The 23,176-nt window shown below is 58.9% G+C and carries 18 protein-coding genes; 6 read left to right on the top strand and 12 right to left on the bottom strand.

Annotation, left to right across the window (positions count from 1 at the left end; all coding sequences use genetic code 11):
• The first annotated feature begins 273 nt into the window (after positions 1-273).
• The 3 genes from AC5S27_RS08485 (at position 274) to AC5S27_RS08475 (ending at position 4,634) form a co-directional block, all read left to right on the top strand.
• On the top strand, positions 274-3,846 hold the full coding sequence (locus AC5S27_RS08485) for a PAS domain S-box protein (protein WP_493934129.1): 3,573 nt from the start codon (positions 274-276) through the stop codon (positions 3,844-3,846).
• 35 nt (positions 3,847-3,881) lie between these two features.
• Positions 3,882-4,256, top strand: coding sequence for a response regulator (locus AC5S27_RS08480; RefSeq protein ID WP_493934128.1), 375 nt, complete (start codon positions 3,882-3,884; stop codon positions 4,254-4,256).
• Positions 4,257-4,322: 66 nt separating this feature from the next.
• On the top strand, positions 4,323-4,634 hold the full coding sequence (locus AC5S27_RS08475; RefSeq protein ID WP_493934127.1) for an Hpt domain-containing protein: 312 nt from the start codon (positions 4,323-4,325) through the stop codon (positions 4,632-4,634).
• Between the two features lie 12 nt (positions 4,635-4,646).
• Here AC5S27_RS08475 and AC5S27_RS08470 read toward each other — a convergent pair whose 3' ends face one another.
• Positions 4,647-6,119 carry a serine hydrolase gene (locus AC5S27_RS08470; RefSeq protein WP_493934126.1) on the bottom strand — a complete coding sequence of 491 codons (1,473 nt, stop codon included), beginning with the start codon at positions 6,117-6,119 and terminating at the stop codon, positions 4,647-4,649.
• 157 nt (positions 6,120-6,276) lie between these two features.
• Here AC5S27_RS08470 and xseA point away from each other — a divergent pair, with 157 nt between their 5' ends.
• Positions 6,277-7,803 carry an exodeoxyribonuclease VII large subunit gene (gene xseA / locus AC5S27_RS08465; RefSeq protein ID WP_493934125.1) on the top strand — a complete coding sequence of 509 codons (1,527 nt, stop codon included), beginning with the start codon at positions 6,277-6,279 and terminating at the stop codon, positions 7,801-7,803.
• Positions 7,800-9,164 (top strand): phosphoglucosamine mutase, encoded by a 1,365-nt coding sequence (glmM, locus tag AC5S27_RS08460; RefSeq protein WP_493934124.1) that lies wholly within the window; start codon positions 7,800-7,802, stop codon positions 9,162-9,164. The genes xseA and glmM overlap by 4 nt, the downstream gene beginning before the upstream one ends.
• 28 nt (positions 9,165-9,192) lie before the next feature.
• On the opposite strand, the gene AC5S27_RS08455 is transcribed toward glmM, so the two are convergent.
• The 6 genes from AC5S27_RS08455 to AC5S27_RS08430 form a co-directional block, all read right to left on the bottom strand.
• The gene (locus AC5S27_RS08455; RefSeq protein ID WP_493934123.1) at positions 9,193-9,729 is read right to left on the bottom strand and encodes a hypothetical protein; all 537 of its coding nucleotides are present in this window, start codon (positions 9,727-9,729) and stop codon (positions 9,193-9,195) included.
• A gap of 6 nt (positions 9,730-9,735) precedes the next feature.
• Positions 9,736-12,546 carry a DNA polymerase I gene (gene polA, locus AC5S27_RS08450; protein WP_493934122.1) on the bottom strand — a complete coding sequence of 937 codons (2,811 nt, stop codon included), beginning with the start codon at positions 12,544-12,546 and terminating at the stop codon, positions 9,736-9,738.
• Between the two features lie 35 nt (positions 12,547-12,581).
• Positions 12,582-13,676 carry a tRNA preQ1(34) S-adenosylmethionine ribosyltransferase-isomerase QueA gene (queA, locus tag AC5S27_RS08445; protein WP_493934121.1) on the bottom strand — a complete coding sequence of 365 codons (1,095 nt, stop codon included), beginning with the start codon at positions 13,674-13,676 and terminating at the stop codon, positions 12,582-12,584.
• The gene (locus tag AC5S27_RS08440; protein WP_493934120.1) at positions 13,673-14,368 is read right to left on the bottom strand and encodes a lysophospholipid acyltransferase family protein; all 696 of its coding nucleotides are present in this window, start codon (positions 14,366-14,368) and stop codon (positions 13,673-13,675) included. The genes queA and AC5S27_RS08440 overlap by 4 nt, the downstream gene beginning before the upstream one ends.
• Positions 14,369-14,481: 113 nt before the next feature.
• Positions 14,482-15,729, bottom strand: a complete 1,248-nt coding sequence (locus AC5S27_RS08435) for an ABC transporter permease (RefSeq protein WP_493934119.1) — start codon at positions 15,727-15,729, stop codon at positions 14,482-14,484.
• Positions 15,722-16,624, bottom strand: coding sequence for an ABC transporter ATP-binding protein (locus tag AC5S27_RS08430; RefSeq protein WP_493934118.1), 903 nt, complete (start codon positions 16,622-16,624; stop codon positions 15,722-15,724). Before AC5S27_RS08430 ends, AC5S27_RS08435 begins: the two co-directional genes overlap by 8 nt.
• Before the next feature lie 247 nt (positions 16,625-16,871).
• On the opposite strand from AC5S27_RS08430, the gene AC5S27_RS08425 reads away from it, so the two are divergent.
• Entirely contained in the window at positions 16,872-17,975 is a 1,104-nt protein-coding gene (locus AC5S27_RS08425; protein WP_493934117.1) for an AI-2E family transporter, read from the top strand.
• 3 nt (positions 17,976-17,978) lie between these two features.
• Here the strand turns inward: AC5S27_RS08425 and AC5S27_RS08420 are convergent, their stop codons facing one another.
• The 5 genes from AC5S27_RS08420 to metG all read right to left on the bottom strand — a co-directional run bounded on the left by AC5S27_RS08420 (position 17,979) and on the right by metG (position 23,096).
• Positions 17,979-18,968: a polyprenyl synthetase family protein gene (locus tag AC5S27_RS08420; RefSeq protein WP_493934116.1), complete on the bottom strand. Its 990-nt coding sequence runs from the start codon at positions 18,966-18,968 to the stop codon at positions 17,979-17,981.
• Between the two features lie 141 nt (positions 18,969-19,109).
• Positions 19,110-19,610: a YajQ family cyclic di-GMP-binding protein gene (locus AC5S27_RS08415; RefSeq protein WP_493934115.1), complete on the bottom strand. Its 501-nt coding sequence runs from the start codon at positions 19,608-19,610 to the stop codon at positions 19,110-19,112.
• Positions 19,611-19,708: 98 nt separating this feature from the next.
• Entirely contained in the window at positions 19,709-20,557 is an 849-nt protein-coding gene (locus tag AC5S27_RS08410; protein WP_493934114.1) for a TatD family hydrolase, read from the bottom strand.
• Positions 20,558-20,630: 73 nt separating this feature from the next.
• Positions 20,631-20,882, bottom strand: coding sequence for a type II toxin-antitoxin system VapB family antitoxin (locus AC5S27_RS08405; protein ID WP_493934113.1), 252 nt, complete (start codon positions 20,880-20,882; stop codon positions 20,631-20,633).
• Positions 20,883-20,951: 69 nt separating this feature from the next.
• Entirely contained in the window at positions 20,952-23,096 is a 2,145-nt protein-coding gene (gene metG, locus AC5S27_RS08400) for a methionine--tRNA ligase (protein ID WP_493934112.1), read from the bottom strand.
• Positions 23,097-23,176: the final 80 nt, after the last annotated feature.

Below are 23,176 nucleotides of genomic sequence, written 5' to 3'. Positions count from 1 at the left end.
CCTTTCAATCAGATTTGAGCCTTCACCTCGATCTCTTTTCAACAAAACGGTAAGGTGCGACTTCAGCGTAACTCGCCACGTTTTTGGTGGCTTTAGGCCATTTTGGGAAATATAACCCGCCATAACTTCCCTATTGATAAACAATGATCCCTTCGTACCCGGTATGATCAATAAATTGCTTGCGAAAGTTACCAACGTGTACTACGGTAACACTAAAGTTGTAGACATTCTGTTCGTGACGTTCGATGCTTTCAGCATGGGAAGTAAACAACGATGTCTGCCACCAAGGGTGATAGAGGTAAGTTGAAAACCGCGCAGACGAAGGCGATTTTAATTCTCACAGGATGCTTGGCCGGATACATTCTGGCTGGCGGTATCGTGCGCGTCATGTGGGGATCGCAGTGGGACCTGATCATCGTCGCGGGCGTACTCGCTGTCTCGTTGCCGCTCCTGCTGCTGATCCTGTTTCGCCCCCCTCCGGCTGTCCCTTCCAGGCAGAAAAGCAGCCGGGCAGAGCTCGCGGACGCACTCCTCTACTCCACCAGTCCAATGGTTCTTGCTACCGGGATGGATGGGCGGTTCACCTATATCAACCCATCCGCGGAGCGTGTGCTGGGGTTGCGCGCGACAGAGCTGGTCGGCAAGGCGCAGATGACTGAGATCTTCGCGCCTGGTGAGTTGGAACGAATCGGCCACTGGCTGCGCAAGCTCCATCCAGGTACAGCCAACGGCCCGGCTGCAGCGGCCGATCCGATGCGCGACTGCGTAAACTATGTCCTGCAATTCCCTCCCAGCCAACTGCGCGGTATCGATTTGCAACTGCGGCGGCAGGACGGGACCGTCTTTCCGGCCACGCTCTACCTTTCCGCGGTGCGCGACGCCGACGGGAAAGCTTCTGGAATATTGGCGATTGCTCTCGATCAGACCCTGACCCACCGCCAGGAGCGCGCCCTGCGCGAGTCGCGAGAGCGGTATCGCGACCTCTTTGAAAACGCGAACGAAATGATTGCCACGCTGAGCCCGTCGGGCCAGTTCGTCTATGTGAACCCGGTCTGGAAGTCATGTTTTGGCCTGGCGGACAGTGACTTCAACAATCTCGACTCGCTGGAAATGGTCTTCAGCGAGGATTGCCGGCTCGAGGTAGGCAGGCTTTTTCGACAGGCACTCGACGGCGAAGCAGTCGACCGGGCCCCCGTCCGCACGCATACGCGGGACGGCCGTGTGCTCGATCTGGAATTGAGCCTCAGCCGCCGCCAGACAACGGATCACCCCTTGGCCATCCGGTGTCTTCTGCGAGACATTACGCCGCAGAAGCAGCGCGAGCGCCGCCTTGCCCTTCAACTCGTGGTCAGCCAGATCGTCGGCCAAAGCACGTCGCCGGAAGTCGCCGCGATGCGCATCCTCGAGTCCGTTTGCCTCTCCCAGGGCTGGGACGCGGCCATGCTGTGGACAGTGAACGAGGAAGAGGGCAATGAAGCGGAAGGCCGCCTGAATTTCTATTCCGCATGGGGCGCGCCGGGTAAGCGCAGCGAAGCAATGATCCAGGAGAGCATGGGGCAAATGCTCAGCCGTGGTCCGGATCTGCCTGGCCGCGTCTGGGTGCAGGGACGCGCGGTCTGGCTGGACGATCTCGCTTCAGCGCAGGCTGCCGGCCCTTCGTCTCCACGGTTGCAGGCAGCATTGCGGCACGGGCTCGTCACCGGCTGGGCAGTTCCCGTCCGTGTCGGCAACCGGCTTATCGCGATCCTTGAGTTTTATTGCCATCAGAAGCACCGCGAAGATCGCGAGACGATGGCCACACTCGAGACCGTCTCATCCTCGCTTGGCCAAATGCTGGCACGCTCGCGCGAACAGGATCGCGTCGAGGAGCTGCACCGGACCCAGGAAATTCTGCTCGACACCATTGAGGACGGCATCTGCGGCGCCGACCGTAACGGTCTGGCGAGCTTGGTCAACCCCGCGGCAGGACGCCTCCTCGGCGCGGCACCCGAGACGCTGACGGGCATGTCCGTGCACGACCTCCTGCATGGCGCAATGCCCGGCGGCAGCAACTGCGGAGAGGATTGTGTGCTTCTGCGCTCCCTCACCCGCAACCTGTCCGCCTCGGCGGAGATCACCATCTATCGCCGCGACAGCACCGCCTTCCCTGCTGAATTTTCCCTCACGCCAATCCTCGAGCAAGGGCGCTTCACTGGCTCGGTGCTCAGCTTCCGAGACATCAGCCAACGCTTCGCGCTCGACCGGATGAAGGATGAGTTTGTTTCGACCGTCAGCCACGAACTGCGCACACCGCTGACCTCGATTCGCGGCGCACTCGGCCTGCTCTCCGCCGGCCTGCTCGGCCAGATGAGCGACAAGGCCGCTAACCTGCTGCGCATTGCGCTTTCCAATTCCGACCGCCTCGTCCGGCTGATCAACGACATCCTCGATCTGGAGCGAATTCAAAGCGGTCGCGAGCCTCTCTCCTTCCGTTCGATCTCCCTCGGCGAGATTGTCCGCCAGGCCATCGATGGCATGCAGCCAGTAGCCGACGCGGCCGGCGTCCAGCTCATCAACGACCCCAATGAAGTTCAAATGCAGGCCGATCCCGACCGGCTCCTGCAGGTCATCACCACCCTCCTCTCCAACGCCGTGAAGTTTTCCCCCGAAGGCTCGACAGTCGCAGTGACCATTCGCGAGGGCTCGAACGGCGTAACACTCTCGGTGATCGACCAGGGCCGCGGCATTCCAGCCGACAAACTGGACACCATCTTCGACAGGTTCCAACAAGTAGATGCCTCCGACTCGCGGCAAAAGGGCGGAAGCGGCCTCGGCCTCGCGATCTGCCGGACCATCGTGCAGCAGCACGGCGGCCATATCTGGGCAGAACGAAATCCTGTCACCGGCTCAACCTTCCGCGTAACATTGCCGCTCCACCCGCAACTTGCCGTGGCCCCGCCCACAGCTCAGATAAACGAGCCGGATCGCGGTAGGGTCCTCGTAGCGGATTCCAACCTGATCAACCGCACGCTGGTGGCAAACCAGCTAAGGCGCCAGGGGTATCAGGTCTTCGAAGCCAGTTCAGTAGCCGAAACCTTGGCAGCGCTCACCGAGCATGCCGGTCCGGATGGTGTCGGCCCCGGCGTGGCAGGAATTGAAGCCATCCTTGTCGACATCTCTCTCGACGGCTTGAATGGCTGGGAGATTCTTCCCAAACTGCGCCTGGAGCCAGCCGCCGCCGGGGTACCCATTGTGTTGCTGAGCGTCGATCATCCCAATCCAACCCTGCCAATTCCGACCGGCGCCGACGGCTGGGTCTCGCAGGCCACCAGCGACGATACGCTGCTCGCTGAGCTTGCGCGCGTCCTTTCCGCGCCCGGCGAAGACGCGCGTATCCTCATCGTGGAGGACGATGTTGACCTCGCCAGGGTAATCGGCGCCGTCTTTGCCAAGGACGGCATCGACGTGAAGCTGGCCCACACCCGTCAGTCCGCGCTCGACGCCTGCTTCACCTTCCGCCCGCAGTTGATTGTGCTCGATCTTTCCCTGCCCGACGGCGACGGCTTTAACGTAGTCGACTGGCTGCGCCAGCATGACGATCTGGCCCATCTGCCCTTGGTGGTCTACTCCGCAAGGGAACTTGCCCCGGCGGAGCGTTCGCAGCTGCAGCTCGGCCCAACGCACTTTCTGACCAAGGCCAAGGTACAGCCGCAGCAATTAGAGTCACTGGTACTGACGATGCTCAGGCGCTCCCGCCAGATGGAAGAGTCGGTGTGCCTCGTACCGCAGGCCTTGCCCGTACCCCAACCCAGTTCACAATCCAATCCACAATCCCGTCCGCATGGTTCGATCTCCGGAGCGGACTAGTCAAGTTATCAAGAATTAAGCAGTAGAGGTGCAGCATGTCGCGCAAAATTTTGATTATTGATGATGAAGACGATATCCGCCAGGTAGCCGCTCTCAGCTTGGAAACCGTAGCCGGATGGGACGTAATCGTGGCCAGCTCCGGCGCCCAGGGCCTGCTCCGAGCCGCCGAGCATCAGCCGGATGCGATCCTGCTCGACGTGATGATGCCGGGCATGGATGGCCCGACCACCTTCCGCGAACTACGCAAGAATCCTGCAACAGCTCATATCCCCGTGCTGCTGCTAACCGCCAAAGTGCAGGGCCCGGACCAGCGCCGCTTCGCCGACCTCGGCGTGCAGGCAGTCCTGCTGAAACCCTTCGACCCGCTCACCCTTTCGACTCAGATGGAGAAGGTCCTCGGCTGGGAGTAGCCGGATTCCGTTATGCCCGCAACGCCTCCAGTTTCGACGCCATCGACGCCTTCCATGGTGCCGTCGATGTCCGACGCGCTGAACAAGCTCTGGACTCGATTCCTGCCCGAGATCGAAAACCGGCTGACACTGCTGGAAGCGGCCGCGAAGGCCTCAGCTGCAGGCCAGCTTTCCGAGGAGCAGCGTACGGCAAGCCACGCGGCCGCGCACAAGATGGCCGGAACCTTAGGTACCTTCGGTCTGCACCGCGGCACTGATCTGGCGCGGCAAATCGAGCATGCACTGGAGGATGCCGCTTCAGTCCAATCAGCGTACCAATCTGCGAACCTTGCAGCCTGGACCGAGGAACTGCGCGCGGTAATCCAGAGCCGGGCCTGAACCGGCATCCCCCTACTTCTTCATCGCCTTCGAGTCATGCCCGTTCTGATGCAGCACCACGTAGGAAACTGCGCCTTTGTCATCCTTGAAGAACTCGAACTCAACATTGGCTACGGTCAGAAAGAACTCCGTCGGCGACTCCGGGTAGAGCTGTACCTTGTCCTGTCCAGGCGGCGCAAGCATCAGATGATCCTTCTCGAGCGTGACTTCGATAGCGAAGTTCGCCGCCACCTCGTAGCTACCGACATACTGCGCCAGCGTGGCCGGATCAACCGGTACGGTAGTGCGGATGGTCGCTTTGAAATCCGGCCACCCGTAGACCTTCGCGATGCTGGCCATGATCTCTTCCGCCAGGCGCGAGCCCCCCTCCGCATTGGTCATGATGACCGCACCCTCGCCGCCATGCTCATAGGCCGCAAAGAGGCTCTCAAATCCTTCATTCACACCCCCGTGTGAAAAGTATGGATTGTCTTCCGACCCTCCAATTTCAAGACCCAATCCCCACTTCCCCAACCCCGGCTTCATCATCTCCTTGGTCATCTCGACGGAAAGCACATGGTTGCCCTTACCGGCGAGGCTATGCTGATTTTCGAGAATGTAGCGTGCGAGATCCGTCGGCGTAGTCCACAGCCCAGCCGCGGCCATCTCCGGATACGTGTGCGCCCCACCCTCGATCGGCTTCCCGTCTGCGTGATACGGAGTCGCAGCATGGGCTCGCATCTCAGCGGGGAGCGGCTGCTGGTATGTGCTGTGCGTCATGCCAATCGGGGCAAGCACGCTGTCATGCAACAGCTTGGGAAACGGCTCTTTGGCCACGTCCAGCACCAGTTGCTGCATCACCGTAAAACCGCCGCCAGAGTAATTCCATTTCGAGCCTGGAACCGATTCCAGCCGGATCGCCGGCGTGTTGGCAGGCTTCTCCCCATTTAGCACCTGCACCAGAGTCGGAACCGGCTCATTGGCCGCATAGCCAGGAAATCCATGCACGGTGAACCCCGCAGTATGGGTAAGCAGTTGCCGCAGCGTGACTGTCGCTCCGGGAGCGGCATCGCTGGCTGGAATCCTCCACGAAGTCAGCGTCTGGTTCACGTCGGTATCGAGCGAGAGCTTCTTCTCCTGCACCAGGTGCAACGCAGCCATGGCAGCAACCGGCTTGCTGATCGATCCAGCCTGGAAAAGGGTCTCCGGCGTAACCGGTTTCCCGCTCACATCCGCAAGGCCAAAACCCTGCGCCCACTCAATCTCACCGTCATGCACCACAGCGATACTAACGCCGTTCACATGCAGTTCAGCCATGCGCGCCTTGAGCGTGGGGCACGGGGCGGTGTCATTCTTGATGATCACCGATCCGGTAATGCAGGCTGTAACCTGATCGATATGCTGCCGCGCAATCTTCGACGGTTTGGCAGCCGCAAAGACGTCGGAGCCAAAGATAAGTGAAAAGCTAGCTGACAGCAGTACGCCAAAGGCAAGAGTTCTGGGCATGTTCGAAACTCCTCAAAAACCGGCTCTGAGCAACAATTCGGAGACTCGAATCAGGTCGCTCCAGCAATAGTTGGAATCTTAGCTTATGGCTCTGTGCTCTTCAGACAAACCTCAACAGGCACAAACAATTACACTGCAAGCTGGGAAGGCGGCAGCGTTGGCGGCAAAGACATCATCGAAACCACAACTCGGATTCCTCTTCGAAGCGACCCCGGAGGAAGCCCCGGCGCCTGTCCGGCGCACCCGTGAACGGCGCACCTGGCTCGTCCACCAACTCGTATCAGAGGCCCGTGATCTGGTCGAGGCCGAGTTCGGCGACATCTGGGTCGAAGGCGAAATCTCAAACCTGCGCCCCGCCTCTTCCGGCCACGTCTACTTCACCCTCAAGGACGCAGAAGCCCAGCTCCCGGTAGTGATGTTCCGCCGACAGGCCATGCTCCTCCGCTTCCGACCCGAGGATGGCCTCCACGTCCGCGTACGCGGCAAAGCCAGCATCTACGAGCAGCGCGGGCAGCTGCAGCTTGTCGCCGAAACAATGGAGCCGGTCGGAATCGGCAGCCTGCAGGTCGCCTTCGAACAGCTCCGCGACAAACTCAAGGCCGAAGGACTCTTCGAACAGGATCGCAAGCGCCCGCTGCCAGCGTACCCACGTTGCGTAGCCATCGTGACGTCACCGACCGGCGCCGTCATCCGCGACTTCCTCAACATCGTGAACCGCCGCCACTCCGGGCTGAACGTCATCGTGATTCCAGCTGCTGTTCAGGGCGAAAACGCACCCGCCGAAATCGTCGCCACCATCGCCCGGGCCAATGAGCCCGGCCTGGCCGACGTAATCGTGCTCGCTCGCGGTGGCGGTTCGCTCGAAGACCTCGCTGCCTTCAACGCAGAGAGCGTAGCACGAGCCATCGTCGCGTCAGCCCTGCCCGTCGTTTCGGCCATCGGGCATGAAACCGACTTTACCATCGCGGACTTCGTCGCCGACCTCCGCGCCCCAACCCCCTCGGCCGCAGCAGAACTGATCACCGCAGCCCAGCACCGCGTCGAAGAAGAAGTAGCCGCACTCGAAAACAGGTTGATCCGCGCCGCACGCTACCAGCTCCTGCAGGCCCGGCAGCGACTCGGACGCGTACCCGCAGCCTATGCAGAGCAGCGCGTACGGACCAGCTTGCATCGTCTTGAACAGCGCCTCGACGACCTCAGCTTCCGCATGGAAGCAGCCATGAACGAGCAACTGCGCGACCATGCCCGCACGGTCGCCGCACTCGCCGCGGCTGTCCTGCACCACGATCCCCGGCAACAGGTAAGCACGGCGCGCCAGCGGCTCGCAGCCTGCCAATCGCGCCTCCATCATGCACTCGACCGTAGTCTGGCCGCCGAACGCTTTCAGGGCGCCTCACTCGAAAAGCGCCTCTATCGCGCAGCGCAGGTGACGATGACAGCGCGACGAGCAGAATGGGCCAATCTGCGCGGCGAGTTGCAGGCGCTCTCGCCGCTCGCAGTCCTGCAGCGAGGCTATGCGCTGGTGCAGGATGAGTCAGGCGCGCTGGTGCGATCCGCAGCGAACCTGAATGCCGGACAGACCGTGCGCACTCGGCTAGCCGACGGCAGCTTTGCAAGCCAGATCACGGCCATTGAATCGAACAAGGTAGCACGCAGCAAAAAGGACAAATCAACTCCCTCATGAGACAGCTCTTTGGTACAGATGGCATTCGCGGCGTAGCAGGAGTCGCGCCCCTCGACACGACTACAGTCTACGCAGTCGGCCTCGCCCTCGCGCATCAACTCCGTCCTGGCGCATTGCAATCAGGCCTCGTTGGCCCCCGCGTCATCGTCGGCCGTGACACCCGCGAGTCAAGCCCATGGATCACCAACATGCTGGCCGCAGGCCTTCGCGCCGGCGGTGCTGAAGTCGAGAGCGCTGGCATCGTACCCACCCCGGCCATCGCTTACCTTGCGCACACGCACAGCTTTCACGCCGGCGTAGTCATCTCCGCCAGCCACAATCCATGGGAAGACAACGGCATCAAGCTCTTCGGCCCCGATGGCAAGAAACTCCCCGACAACACCGAACTGGCCATCGAAGAAATCATCTTCAAGCATGCCATCTCCGCCACGGCGCCAGACGCTGCCGATCTCCCGAACATTACAGATCAGGCCCACTACGCCGATGAGTACGTAGCCTTCCTCCTCAAGCTGGTTCCAGGCCTGAATCTCGACGGCCGCATGATCGTTCTCGATTGCGCCAACGGCGCCGCTGCAGCAGTCGCACCAAAGCTGTTCGAAGGACTAGGCGGCGACGTAACACTGCTAAACATCGCTCCAGACGGCCGCAACATAAACGTCGATTGCGGCGCGCTCCATCCCAAAACAGTAGCCGCTGCCGTAGTTGAGCGCAGTGCAGAACTGGGCCTCACCTTCGACGGCGACGCCGACCGCTGTCTCGCATCCGGCGCATCGAAGAACGTCATCAACGGCGACGCCATCATGCTTTTGGCCGCCCGCGACCTCAAGTCTCGCGGACTGCTCACGGGCGACATCGTCGTAGCTACAACGATGTCCAACATGGGCCTCGAAGCCGCACTCAAGCGCTCCGGCATCACCATGCTGCGTGCCGCAGTCGGCGACCGCTACGTCCTTGAATTGATGCAGCAGAAGCGTGCAGCCCTCGGCGGCGAACAGTCAGGCCACATCCTCTTCCCGCATCTCGCCACCACCGGCGATGGCCTGCTGACCGCGTTAGTCATCCTCGATCTCCTCACCCGCACCGGCAAGACCATCGAAGAGCTAACCGCCGACCTCAAAGTCTTCCCGCAGGTAATCATCAACATCAAAGTCCGCGAAAAGAAGCCGCTCGAAGATATCCCCTCTGTTGCCGCCAGCATCCGCGAAGCAGAAGCGGCACTCGCGGACTCTGGCCGCGTAGTCATCCGCTACAGCGGCACAGAAGCTCTAGCAAGAGTCATGATCGAAGCCGAAAGCGAAGACCTCATGCGCATTCACGCAGAAGCAATCGCCAACGCAATTCGCTCAGAGCTGGGCATTTAGTCCGATGGCCGTTTGTTTTGGAGCGAACTTATCGTTGATAGTGATTGCTTAAGGGAACAAATGCGCGATACCAGACTTTGCTGATCGCAACACCAAGTGAATAAGTAATTGCCGCTATACCCGGCATCGTGTAAACAAGTTCACCAAGGCACTCTGTGCTGCTACATTGCTTCGTATTACCAAATAGATTCTGCGTGGCATATACGAAATCACTCGATGCCGAGGACCATTCCGGACTCCAACCGCTTTTCATATCGAAGAAGCCATAGATCAGCCAAACGACGCCGATCGCCCAGACAATGATCCCACTCTTCTCGCTCCGAAACTTGCCGTCAAAGACGAAGCCGAGGAAAACAGCGATCAAAGGAACAACAGGGTAGTACGGACTTTGCATTTGAAGAGTTGACAGTTTTTCGAAGATCCAGACCTGAGCGACCGTGCTCACAACGCCACAAATAAATACGACAAACAAATATTGAAGGACCGCGGCTCCTAGAAACTTCAAGAGCCGCGACCATCGAGGTTTCTCTTTGCCTCTTTGCTTCAGACGAATCCCTTCTACCAAGAATGTCTACTTCACATCCCGCCAGTTCTCACCAAACGCCAGATCAGCTTCAATCGGCACACTTAGCTGAATCACATTCTCCATCTCTTCCTTGACAAGCTTAGTGATCACCTCAGTCTCATCTTCCGGCACTTCAAACAGCAGTTCATCATGCACCTGCAGCACCATCCGCGTGCGCAGTTTCTGCTCCGCCAGCTTGCGATCAATCGCAATCATCGCCAGCTTGATCAGGTCAGCAGCCGTCCCCTGCAACGGAGTATTCACAGCAGTCCGCTCAGCAAATCCGCGCTGATTTGCATTGCGGCTTTCAATATCAGGAATAGGCCGCATACGGCCAAACAACGTGCGCACAGCGCCGTCGCGCTTGGTCGATTCGATCGTCTTCTCAATGAACGCCTTCACACCCTTATACCGCTCAAAGTATCGCTCGATGTAAAGCTTCGCCTCGCCCTGCGGTATGCCCAGTTGCGCAGCAAGGCCGAAGGCGCTGATGCCATACACAATCCCGAAGTTCACAGCCTTGGCCCGAGCGCGTACATGCTTGTCCATGTTCTCCGCAGGCACACCAAACACCTCGCTCGCAGTCAGCGTATGAATGTCGCGGCCCGTCTTGTAAGCATCCACCAGCAGGGGATCCTCGCTAAAGTGAGCCATCAATCGCAGCTCAATCTGCGAGTAATCCGCAGACAGTAGCCTGAACCCCGGAGCAGCCACAAAAGCAGCGCGAATCTCACGGCCCAGTTCTGTACGAATCGGAATATTCTGCAAATTCGGATTCACCGATGACAGCCGGCCTGTCGCCGTAGCAGCAGCATTGAAAGTGGTATGCACACGCGATTCAGAATCGACCAGCAAAGGCAGCGCATCCACATAGTTCGATTTCAGCTTCGAAAGGTGCCGGAACTCAATCACCAGGGCCGCAATCGAATGCTGCTCCGCAAGACCTTCAAGCACATCCTGCGCGGTAGAAATCTTCTTACCCTTCCCATATACAACCGGGACAGGCAAGCCCATGTGCGTAAACAAGACCTCTCCTAATTGCTTAGGAGAATTGATATTGAACCGGCGTCCACCAGCCTGCTCGTACACCAGCTCGCTCACGCGCTGAATCTCAGAACCGAACCGCTGCGACAGTTCATCCAGCGCCCCCAGATTCACGCGCACACCAGCCTTCTCCATGCGATATAAGACCGGAACCAGCGGCAGATCGATCGTCTCGTACACAGACTCGACCTTGTGCTCTTCCACCTGCGCTTGCAGCGTTGGCACCAGCGTTTGAATAGCGTGGGCCGCGCCCGCCAGCGTCACCGGTACCGACTGACCACTCCGCGCCACAACGTCAACAAGCGTCTGCGTTGAGTGCGTCGGGTTCACAGCATAGGACAGCAACATGGTGTCCGTAATTGGCCCCTTCATCGCAACGCCAAACGCTTCCAGCTTATGCAGCGTGGCTTTCCAGTCATGAACGATCTTGGGCGTTGCATCGTCTTCAAGTAGCGTCCGCAGTTCCGTCCCAAGTGATAAACGCATCGCTAACTCAGGCTGTGCCGGAAGCTTCACCGAAACCCCGACATACTCAGGTGCAATCGCCACTGCCTCGTTCGTCTCCTCAGGAGACGCAGCATTCATCATGTCCAGCAGCGATGGCATAGGAGGCAGCAACTCCTCCTCAGCAATCTCTTCGCTCGATTCTGAAGTTGCCCCAGCAGCCGAAGTCTTCGCAACCTTGGCATCCTTCTCCAATGCAAACGCAAACCCATACGAACGTGCAGCGCGAAAGAACGCCGCGACCTCTTCTTCTGTAGGGTCTTCTAGTAACTCAGCACTAGGCTTCTGCGCGCTGGGAGCAAGTTCACGCAAGAGAGTCGTAAACTCAAGCTCAGTAAAAAGCCCACGCGCCGCTTCAAGGTCAGGCTCCGTCGTCTGCATGCTCGCAAGATCCAATTCAAGCGGCACATTGCAATCGATCGTAACCAGCTCCTTCGAAAGCAACACAGTCTCACGGTTCTGCTGCAGTGACTCACGATACGTCTTGCGCTTCACCTCATCGGCACGATCAAGCACAGCCTCGACGCTGCCAAACTGCTGAATCAATTCCACCGATCCCTTGTCGCCAATCCCCGGCGCGCCCGGAATGTTATCGATCGTATCCCCACGAAGCGCCATTACATCCACCACCTGCTGCGGCGGCACACCAAGCACCTCAAGCACCTTAGCCGGATCGAGAATCAGATTGTCTTTCTGCGGATTCAGCACCCGAACATGCTCATTCACAAGCTGCAGCATATCCTTGTCACCAGACACTACAAAGACCTCGTGACCCTTCTCGCTGGCCTGCCGCGCGAGAGTACCAATCACATCATCCGCCTCAAAACCGATTGCCTCAAGAATCGGTATGTGCATCACCTCAAGCGAACGACGGATATAGGGTAACTGCCTCGCCAAATCCTCCGGCATCGCTGCACGTTGCGCCTTATATCCCTCATACGTTGTTTCGACGAATGCCTTCTCTTTACTGCTCCAGCGGCGCAACGGCCCGATCTCCTGAGCCTTCGCATCCCGAAACACCGCGCCGCTCACATCAAAGACTGCAGCAAAGTAATGCGGAGCAAAGTCCTTGCGCAACTTCGTGATCATATTTACGAACACATACGTCGCTGCTGTCGGCAGCCCGCTGCGCGTTGACATGGGCCGGCTCCGCTGCATGGCGTGGTAGGCACGAAAAATGAAGTTCATCGTGTCCAGCAAAAAGACGGGCTGCCTGGCGGCAACTGCCGATTCAGCGGAGGTAGGCGGTACTTTGTTCGAGACTGTCATCGTCTGCGAGTTTAGCAGCGTGGTTGGCCCCTCGGCTACGCAAGGAACATGCAATCGCCGTAGCTGAAGAACCGGTACTTTTCCCGGACAGCATGTTCATAAGCCGCCAAAACTCGCTCCCTGCCGGCGAAAGCGCTCACCAGCATCAGCAGGCTCGACTGCGGCAGGTGGAAATTGGTCAGCAAGGAGTTGACCAATCGGAACTCGTGCCCGGGAGAGAGAAAAATACTCGTTTCGCCACTGTGGGGCTCCAGTTCGCCGTCCTGCGCGCGGGCCGCGCAGTGCTCCAGCGTGCGGACCGCAGTGGTGCCTACCGCGACGATACGTCGCCTCTCCCGGCGTGCCCGGTTCAGTGCCTCTGCCGTAGCAGAGGGCAGCGTGTAGCGCTCACTGTGAAGATGGATGTCCGCAACCCGATCGACACGGAGCGGCGCGAACGTGCCAAGCCCGACGTGTAACGTCACCTTGGCGACTTCAACGCCTCTGTTCCGAATTGCCTCCAGAATGGCAGGCGTGAAGTGCAGCCCTGCCGTCGGCGCCGCCACGGACCCTCGCTCCTCTGAAAAGACAGTCTGATATCGTTCACGGTCATCCATCGCATCGTCCCGCTTGATATAGGGCGGCAGCGGCATATGCCCAATCTGATCGAGCGCGCCGTAGAAGTCCGCAACCGTAGCAAAGCGAATCGTGCGCTCGCCAAATTCTCCGCTGGTTAGCACTTCGGCAGTCAGCAACACTTCGCCCGTCCGCGCGGGAAATTCGAGCGTGTCGCCAGGGCGGACCTTACGGCCGGGGCGCACAAGAGCCTGCCAGTTTCCTGCCGCATCGGGACTCGTCAGCAGCACTTCAATCTGGCCCGTAGCCTCCTGCTTGCCACGAGTATTCGCGCGCCGCGCATAGAGCCGCGCAGGAATCACACGGCTGTCATTGAGGATGAGCAGGTCACCGGGATTGAGCAGGCTGGGAAACTCCGCAAACATCCGGTCCTGCAATGCGCCACCGTCGCGGTCCACAACGAGCATACGGCTGCTTCCACGCTGCGCAGGCGGCTGCTGGGCGATCAATTCCTCCGGCAAATAAAAATCGAAATCCGAAACGCGAAGGCTCGCGCTCTCAGGCGGCACAGTCATAGGCCACCTCCGGCGAAGTGCGCGTTAGCGCGTGCCCGCGCCGTCTCCAGTGACCGGTCCAGTTGCTCGCGCTTGCCCTCAAGCTCTCCCTGCGAAGCCGCTTCCGGCACTTCCGTCCAGCGCCCCCAACTCACCACAATCCGCGTAAATGGCTTAGGCACCAGGAAGCGATCCCACGAACCCATCACCCACGCCCGTTCCGGTAGCAGGTGGAAGCAGCCAATCGGCGCCTGCGTTAGCTGCGCCAGCTTAATGGGCCCCATCTTGGACTTGTAAATCGGCCCACGCGGCCCGTCAGCAGTAAAAATCGCCGGAGCATTCGCGTCAAGCACACGTCGCAACGCCAGCAGTCCTTCGCGTCCGCCACGAGAACTCGAACCACGAACAGCGCGAAAACCAAACAGCTCCAGCGTCCGCGTAATCAACTCACCATCGAAGCTCTGACTGATCAGGATCGTCGCATGCGTACTTCGAAAGTAGAAGGCACACGGCAGCACACACTGGTGCCAGAAGCAATAAATCTCCCTGCTCGGCGTAAAGCCATGAAAGGCCGGAGTAACGCCCTCTTCAGCAATCACCTCAAACCGCCAAGTACGCCCCAGCGTCATAATCAGCAACCACACCAGGCGCGGAACCACCGCAAGCGTGAGCCGCTGGCTGAGTGAAAATCGCGCATTCGAAAGTTGGCTCACTCTTTCGATTGTAACGAGAGAATCAGTGGTTCGTGACGAGTGGTCAGCAGCCTGAAGCACTTGTAAGGGTTCCTTCGACCAAGCATCCCGCACCAACCACTAACCACTGACCTTTAGCTATACCGCAGCCAGCGAAAAATCTCCGGCAGCGTAGCCCGTTTGCCATACATCAGGATGCCGATACGGTACAGCTTCGCCGAGAACCAAAGCACACCCAGAATGGTCACAATCATGATGCTGACCGACGCAATAATCTGAATCAGCGGCACCGGCTGCGCCCCCATGCGCAGCATCATGATGATCGGCGCACACGGCGGGAAGCAGGAAGCAACGATTGACCAGACTGAGTTCGAGTCGTTGATGATGAGCACAATCAGCGCGAAACTCAACCAGATCGGCAGAGCCGCAAGCGGCGTGTACATCTGGAGTTCCTGCTCCGTCTCGCAAGTCGCTGCAAGGCCCGCGAAAAGCGAGCTGTAGAGCAGATAACCAAGCACAAAGTAGAGGGGGAACAGCACTCCCTCCTGCCAGGAGAAACGGATAGCCATATCGCCCGACATGAGTGGCGCAGCAAATGCCGTCGTTGCGAATCCCGCAGCCGCAGCCAGCCAGATGGCGATCTGCGTAAGACCGACCGCGCCCACGCCAATTAATTTGCCCGCCAGCAGATCGCTCGGCTTAGCCGTCGAAAGCATCACCTCAAAGATGCGTGAGGTCTTCTCCTGAATGATCGAGCGAGCTACGTTCATGCCATAGATCATCGTGGTCATCGAGAGCAGAATGGCCATCACATAGCCCTTCCAGAACGAAGCCTGGGCATTGCTCTTGACGACTTTCCCTTCCTTGTTGACCTGGAGGGTATCGACATCGACGCGGGCCAGCAGAGTATCAGCGTCAGCGGTCTTCACACCACGTAATGAGAGGCGATCCCGGACGAGGGCATGATTGAGCGCCGATTCAAGACGGCTCGTTGTAATGAAGTCGCCGGAGGACTGCGCCTCATAGGTAGCTTTCGGTGCCTGTCCTTCCGGAGTTTCAACCCAGAGGAACCCATCGATAGTCTTGGCGGCCACTTGGCCGGTTAGTTTATCGCGGTCTGCCACCGTGGCCGGAGCGACCACGTCCACCGTCGTACTGGTCTTCTTGTCCTCTACCAGCTGATCGCGAATCTCATTCGCCAAAGCCGCAGTCGGCGCGGCGATCACAACGTGCTTACCGTTGCCGGTATTACGTCCAGAGAGAAAGCCAACCCCAAAGACAACAGCAAACAGCAGCGGCACAGCGATCGTCGAAAGCCGAAAGGCGCGCCCGCGAATCTGCTCTAAATACTCACGCTTGGCTACAAGCAACAGGTTACGCATCGGCCTTGCCTCCTACTGACTGGATAAAGATCTCTTCAAGCGACGGCTCGACCATCTCAAAGCGGTAAATCTTCGCCATCGAGGCAGCCTCGGCCAGCAGCTTCTGTGCGTCGCCGCCGTCCTTCAGCTTGATCTCCGCATGGCCTGAGTAGTTCTTTGCCTCGGCAATCTCCGGGCTGTTGAGAAACTCCCCATTGCCCTCAAACTCAATAATCACGCGATCCCGCTCGTAACGGCTCTTGATCTCGCGCACCTTGCCCGACAGCACCAGGTTGCCCTGGTGAATCAGCGCAATCGAGTCGCACAACTTCTCCACCTGGTCCATGCGGTGCGTCGAAAAGAGAATCGCCTTGCCCTGCGCCTTCAGCTCCAGCAGCGTATCCTGCAGCAGCGTCGCGTTCACCGGATCAAGCCCGCTGAAAGGCTCGTCCATGATGATCAGCCCCGGATCATGCATCAGCGCCGCAATGAACTGGATCTTCTGCTGCATGCCCTTCGAAAGCTCTTCCGTCTTCTTCAGCAGCGAGCCGCCGATTTCCATCTTCTTGGCCCAGGCGATGCCCCGCTTCTTCGCCTCATCCGGCGAAAGCCCATGCAACCCACCCATGAAAATGAGCTGGTCCAGCACCTTCATCTTCTTGTAGAGGCCGCGCTCTTCGGGCAAATACCCCACACGCGCCAGAGCTTTGCGGTCAAATGGTTCATCGAAGAGCTTGATCGATCCCGAATCCGGGTACGTGATGCCGATCATCATGCGGATGGAACTGGTCTTGCCCGACCCATTCGGCCCCAGCAGCCCGAACATCTGACCCGGTTCAATCGTGAGACTAAGCTTGTTGACCGCGACTTTATCTCGATACGCTTTCGTAACACCCGCTAGTTCTACGACCGGCATGGTTCCTCCCGAGCAATCGCTCGTCCAATACAGCTTGCAAGATACGCCCGTGCGAGCAGTGTAGCAAAGCGGATCATTGATCCCGTACAAGCAACCAGCAAGCGCCTTTCGACGTCACACTTCATACGATTTCTCAGGGTAATTTGGTTCCCTTGTGATCGCGTCGGGCTCCGGTCCCGCGATAAACTCAGACAATCCTGCAAGACAGGTCAGCACGAAAGGCGAGCGACGGAACAAAATGGCCGATATGAACGACACGAAAGACGACGGGTTCCGCGGACGCGTAATTTTCACACTACTGACTGTAACCGCGATCGGCATGTCGCTCGGCCTGCTGTGGATTGGCCGCGCCATTTTCCTGCTGCTGTTCGCCTCCGTCATCCTGGCAATCCTCCTGACGACGGTCACCGACTGGATGCAGAAGCACATGAAGATGAAGCAGGGCGCGGCACTCGCCCTCTTTCTGCTGGTCCTGGTTTCAGTCGTCTGGCTGCTGATCTGGATGCAGGGCGATAACTTTGCGAGGCAGTTCGCCACGCTGGAGGTAGAGCTGCCAAGCGCCGCGAAAAAGCTCCTGGCGCAGGTTCAAAGTCATCAGTGGGGCCAATGGCTGATGCGCATGACCCCAGGTTCAGATCAAATCTCGAACGGCGTCAGCCTCGCCCTGTCCAGCATCGGCGGCATCGTTGTCAGCTCCGCAACCGTACTCGCCGGGCTGGTCATCGTACTCAGTCTCGCAATTTATATGTCCTCGGAACCAGGCATGTACTACAACGGCCTGCGCCGCCTGGTCCCGGAAAAGCACCGCGAAAAACTCGACTCCTGCGCGGCCAGCATCGTACAAATCCTGCGCTGGTGGGTGCTCGCCAAGCTGCTATCCATGACCATGGTAGGCATTCTGATCACTGTCGGCCTTTCCATCGTCGGTGTCCCTCTGGCCGGAACACTCGGCGTCATCGCCGCCCTGATGACCTTCATCCCCAACGTCGGACCGATCATCTCCGTGATCCCCGCAGCCCTCTTGGCACTCGCCAACAGCGGCACGCAGGGCCTTCTGGCAATGCTGGTCTACGGCATCGTTTTCACGCTCGAAGGTTACGTCGTCACACCGATGCTGGAAAGGAATATCGTCAAACTACCCCCAGCGCTCACCCTGACTATGCAGCTGCTGCTCGCAGCCATCGCCGGACCTGTCGGAGTAGCGCTGGCAGCGCCGTTTGCCGCAGCAATCCTCGGAGCATTGGAAGTTCTGGTGCCAAAAGTGCCGGAAGTCACCCTGCCCGATCCACCCAAGCCACAGCCAAGACCGCGACTACGCAAAAGGGTCGCCAGGGTATCCACAGTAGCTTAGGTTCTATTTTTCGCGGGCGACAACAAAGTCCGGTACCCAGAGCAGGGCGCGCTTAAACTCGGACTCTTCAATCATGGCAAGCGCCTCGCGGCCCATCTCGGCATAGCGGTCGGCGGCAGCCATCGCGTACTCGACCGACCCGTTGCGGTGCAGAATCTCCTGCACCTCCTCGCGCGTGGAGCGTAGAAAGCCGCCATCCTCCAGCACGTTATGAATGATCTCGCGATCCGCCGCCGTCCCATGCTCCAGCGAATGAATCACCGGCAGCGTTGTCTTACCCTCACGCAGGTCACTGGCCACCGGCTTGCCCAGAACTTCCTCGGTCGCCGTCAAATCCAGCACATCATCCACGATCTGGAAAGCGAGCCCCACCGATCGACCGTAGCTGGCCAGCGCCTCTTCCTGCAAAGGAGTAGCATCCGCAAGCGTCGCGCCAAGCTGCATCGAAACCGAGAACAGGCACGCTGTCTTCCGGAAGATCAGATCGTAATACTCAGACTCCGAAACCGGCCGTCCCAGTGTCTGAATTTGCAGCAGTTCACCCTCGACCATCTGCTGCGTCAGGGTAATCAGCAAATCCAGAACCTTGAAATTACGCTCTTCAAGAGCAATGTGGAAGGCCTGCATGTACAGCCAGTCGCCCGCCAGAACACACTTCTCATTGCCCCAGGTTGTATTTGCCGAAGGCCGTCCGCGCCGCGTGTCCGCACCATCAATGATGTCGTCATGCACCAGCGTTGCCGTGTGCACCAGCTCCACCACCGCACCCAGCCGGATCATCCCCGACCCCGTATAGCCCAGGCACCGCGCCGCCAGCAGCAGCAGAGACGGGCGAATCCGCTTACCGCCGCCTACCCGGAGGTACTCCGCAATCTCGGTGATCGTGTCTACGCTGGAGACAGCGTCGCGGCCCAACTCCCGTTCAATGGCCGTGAGGTCATCGCGGAGCAGATCGAAAACTTCCCGTGCCGTCGCTATTGCCAGTGTGCTCAAAAGTTGGGTGCTTTCCTGTTCCTGGAACTCGCCTGCTGTTATCAGTATCTGCTTTTATCAGATGCCTGTGGGGAGATTTTTGATCCTGTTCAATTTTCGATTGTGGCCCAATTCAATCCAGCTCAACCCTGCTCAGCCAGTTCAATTCGTTCTGTAGTTGGTGAACTGAAGATCGATCCCCAGATCCTTACCCTTCAAAAGCGCAATCACAGACTGAAGCGAATCGCGGTCCTTGCCGCTCACCCGCACAGAGTCGCCCTGAATCGACGCCTGCACCTTCAGCTTCGAGTCCTTCACGATGCGGACAATATCCTTGGCTTTCTCGATCGGCACACCCTGTTGCAGCGTGATCTTCTGCCGCACGCTCTTGCCCATCGCCTCTTCCAGCTTGCCGTAGCTCAGGTTTTTCAACGAGATGCCGCGCTTCACCAGCTTCTGCCCGAGGATTTCCTTTACCGCTTCCAGCTTGTACTCGTCGGCCGAAGCAAGCAAAATCGCATCATTACCCTCAAGATTCACATCCGACTTCGAATCCTTCAGGTCGAACCGCGCCTTGATCTCCTTAGTGGCCTGATCGATGGCATTCTTTACTTCCTGGATGTCTACCTTGCTGACGATATCAAACGAATTTTCCTGAGCCATGGCTTCCCTACCCTGTCTTTACCCAAATTGGCGTAACCCAAATTGGCTCGGAAGCACCCAAAGGCGCCGAGCCGCTTGCAACTTCTATCTATCAAGTTTCACACGTTCAGGGGCAGTTTGGCGTCGAGCGAGAAGAGGCGCGAAAAGTTTTTCGACGTCAGGGAAGCCAATCCCTCAACGGGCAACCCTCGCAGCGCCGCAAGCGTAGCCGCCGTATGCGCCACCCATCCCGGCTCATTGCGCTGCCCACGATTCGGCACCGGCGCCAGAAACGGAGCATCCGTCTCCACCAGCAGCGAATCAAGCGGCAGTTGCGTAGCCACATCCCGCAGCGCCTGCGCCTTGGGATACGTCAGATGTCCGGCAAAGCTGATCAGAAAACCAAGTTCAATCGCCCGCTCCGCATGTTCCAGCTCACCCGAAAAGCAATGCAGAATGCCGCCGATCCCCGTCGGTCCCCAATGCTCTGCAATCAGCCCCAGACAGTCATCCCAGCAGGCGTTATCGCCATCCTTAGGCCTGCAATGAATCAGAATCGGCCGTCGCCTCGCCGCCGCAATCTCCATCTGCCGAACGAAAATCGCCTTCTGCGTCTCATGCGGAGAACCATCATGGTAGTAGTCCAGCCCAATCTCCCCGCAGGCAATCACCTCAGGCTCAGCCAGCAATCCATCCAGCTTGGCCAGAGCGGCATCGTCGGCCTCATGCGTGTTGTGCGGATAAATCCCGGCACTGGCAAACAGCCGCGGCAATCCCTCGCCCGCAGACCCGTCCGCCCGATTGAATTGACGGCAGATCTCCAGCCCGCACTGCATCTCAGCCGGTCCCTCGCCAATCCCAATCGCCAGAATCGCCCCGACCCCGGCAGCATAGGCGCGCCCAAGAATCTGCGGCAACTCGCCAGCATAGCGCTCACTATCCAAATGAGCATGAGAATCAATCAGCAAATTGAATTCCTTTTCGACGAAAGTCCTGCCGCAAGCGCGCAACGAGATCGGTTCAACGCCATCAAGATCAAACTCAAAGCTCTCCACCACCCGACCCGACTGGCAAGATAACCGGCGGATTTATGTGTTCTCCCGTCGGATCGTGGATAGTTCCCGAATCGGTCGAATCGATCCCCAGCACCAGCGCTTCTATCGCCTCACCCTCCAACTTCAGCCGGATCAGCAGCCGCAAAGCCGCCTCAACGACAGCCTTCTTGGTTGGCAACCCGCTGACATCCAGTGCCCGATCCAACAGCTTTTCATCGATCTCTACAGTCGTATGCATGCTCATCCTCACTGTCGACATTTTCCAGGTCGATCTGAATCGCGCACTCCGCCGCAGCCAGGCAGGTTGTTAGCGAAGCCGGGCACCTAACGGTACATCTTCCAGGAAACCCGCCAGCACCGGCGCGCCTTCATCGCCCACCGAAGCCGCCAGCAGCATCCCATTCGATTCCAGCCCGCGCATCTTGCGCGGCGCCAGATTCGCCACAATCACGATCTTGCGCCCCACCAGCTGCTCCGGCGTATAGTACTGCGCGATCCCCGAAAGGATCTGCCGCTTCTCATAGCCCAGATCCACCTCAAGCCGCAGCAGCTTATCCGCCTTCGGAATCCGCTCCGCCACCAGGATCTGCGCCACCCGCAACTCCACCTTGGCAAAATCCTCGATCCCGATAGTCACCACACCCTCATGCGCCGTCGCTCCAGCAGCGGGTGTAGAAGTCGGCACAGCAGGCTCCGCAGCAGGGGCCAGCGTCTCCGCCGGAACCGATTCGACCTTGGCAGCCGAAGGCGACGCAGTCACTTCACTCACAACAGGTGAACTGCTCGGTTCCGCAGTTGCTTCCGAACCACCCACAGCAGCCACAGCGCTCAATTGATTCTCGTTCTCAAGATTTTGCATACGCTCCACAGCATCCTTTTCCGCCCGGGGAAAGAGCGGCGCCGGCTCGTTGAACCGCGTGCCCGCCTGCAACCCACCCCATGCAATCGTCTTCAACTCACCCAGCTTTGCAGCCGTTTCAATCTCTCCCAGCCCAAGCTGCCGCCAAACCTTCGCAGTCGACTCCGGGAGAATCGGATAAGCCAGCGCCGTAATCACTCGTATTGCCTCAGCCGCCGAGGCCAGCACCCGCTTCTGCATCGCCGCGAACGCATCGTCCGAAACATCCGGCTTCTTCTTCCACGGCGCAGAAGCCGTCAGGTACCCATCCACAGCAGCCACCAGCGACCAAAGCGTCTCCAACGCCCGCGCAAAATCCATCCCCTCAAACTGCGCCGAAAATTCCGGAATCACCCGCTCTGCCGCATCCCGAACAGCAATCTCTGCATCGCCCACAGCGCCAGTCTCCGGCAGCACCCCGCCGAAGTACTTATGCACCATGTTCACCACGCGGCTGACAAGATTCCCGTACCCGTTGGCAAGATCAGCGTTATACCGCTGCACCAGCGCCTCAAACGTAAAGTTCCCATCGTGCCCAAAGCTGATCTCCCGCAGCAGGAAGTACCGCAGCGCATCCGCCCCCAGCACCTCCAGCACCGTGTCGGCCCGCACAATGTTGCCAATCGACTTCGACATCTTCATCTTGTCGAACAGCAGCCAGCCATTGGCAATCACCGACTTCGGCACCGGCAGCCCCGCAGCCATCAGGAACGCAGGCCAGTAAACACAGTGAAACCGGATGATCTCCTTGCCCACCAGATGCACATCAGCAGGCCAAAACTGCGCCAGCCGCGCCACATCTTCCGGCGCATCCGACCCATACCCGAGAGCCGTCATGTAGTTCGCCAGCGCGTCCATCCACACGTAAACAACGTGCTTCTCATCCCCCGGCACCGGAATGCCCCAGGAAAAACTCGTCCGGCTCACCGAAAGATCCTTCAGCCCGCCCCGCACAAACGCAATCACCTCATTGCGCCGCGACTCCGGCTGAATAAACCCAGGATTCGCCTCATAAAACTCCAGCAGCTTCCGCTCAAACGCCGACAGCTTGAAGAAGTAGTTCTCCTCGCTCACCGTCTCCGTAATCCGCCCACAATCAGGACAAGGCGCTCCCGGAGCCACCTCAACAAAAGCCTCATCCGAAACGCAATACTGCCCCGTATACGAGCCCTTGTAGATGTACCCGCGATCCTTCAGCTCCGTGAACAGCTTCTGCACACCGCGAACATGCCTCGGCTCCGTCGTCCGGATAAAGTCGTCATAGGTAAGCCCCATCCGGTCCCAAAGCCCACGAAACTCCCCCGAAATCGCCGCAGCAAACTCCGCCGGAGTCTTCCCCGCCTTCGCCGCCGAGCGCTCGATCTTCTGCCCATGCTCGTCAGTCCCGGTGAGAAACCACGTCGGAATCCCCTGGCTACGCTTCCGCCTCGCCACAGCATCGCAAACAATCGTCGAATAAGCATGGCCCAGGTGCGGCCGCGCATTCACATAGTAGATCGGCGTGGTTATATAAAACGAATTGTCTTTTGCGGGCGAATCAGCAGAACTGGACATGAATGAATAGACCTGAAGTATGGAAGAGACAATCTGGGTGCCCCACACTCGCCAGGTCGTTGTTTGTCCGGCCAGCGTGG

This window comes from Acidicapsa borealis, from assembly GCF_059115245.1.
This window is presented reverse-complemented; position numbering and strand designations above follow the sequence as displayed.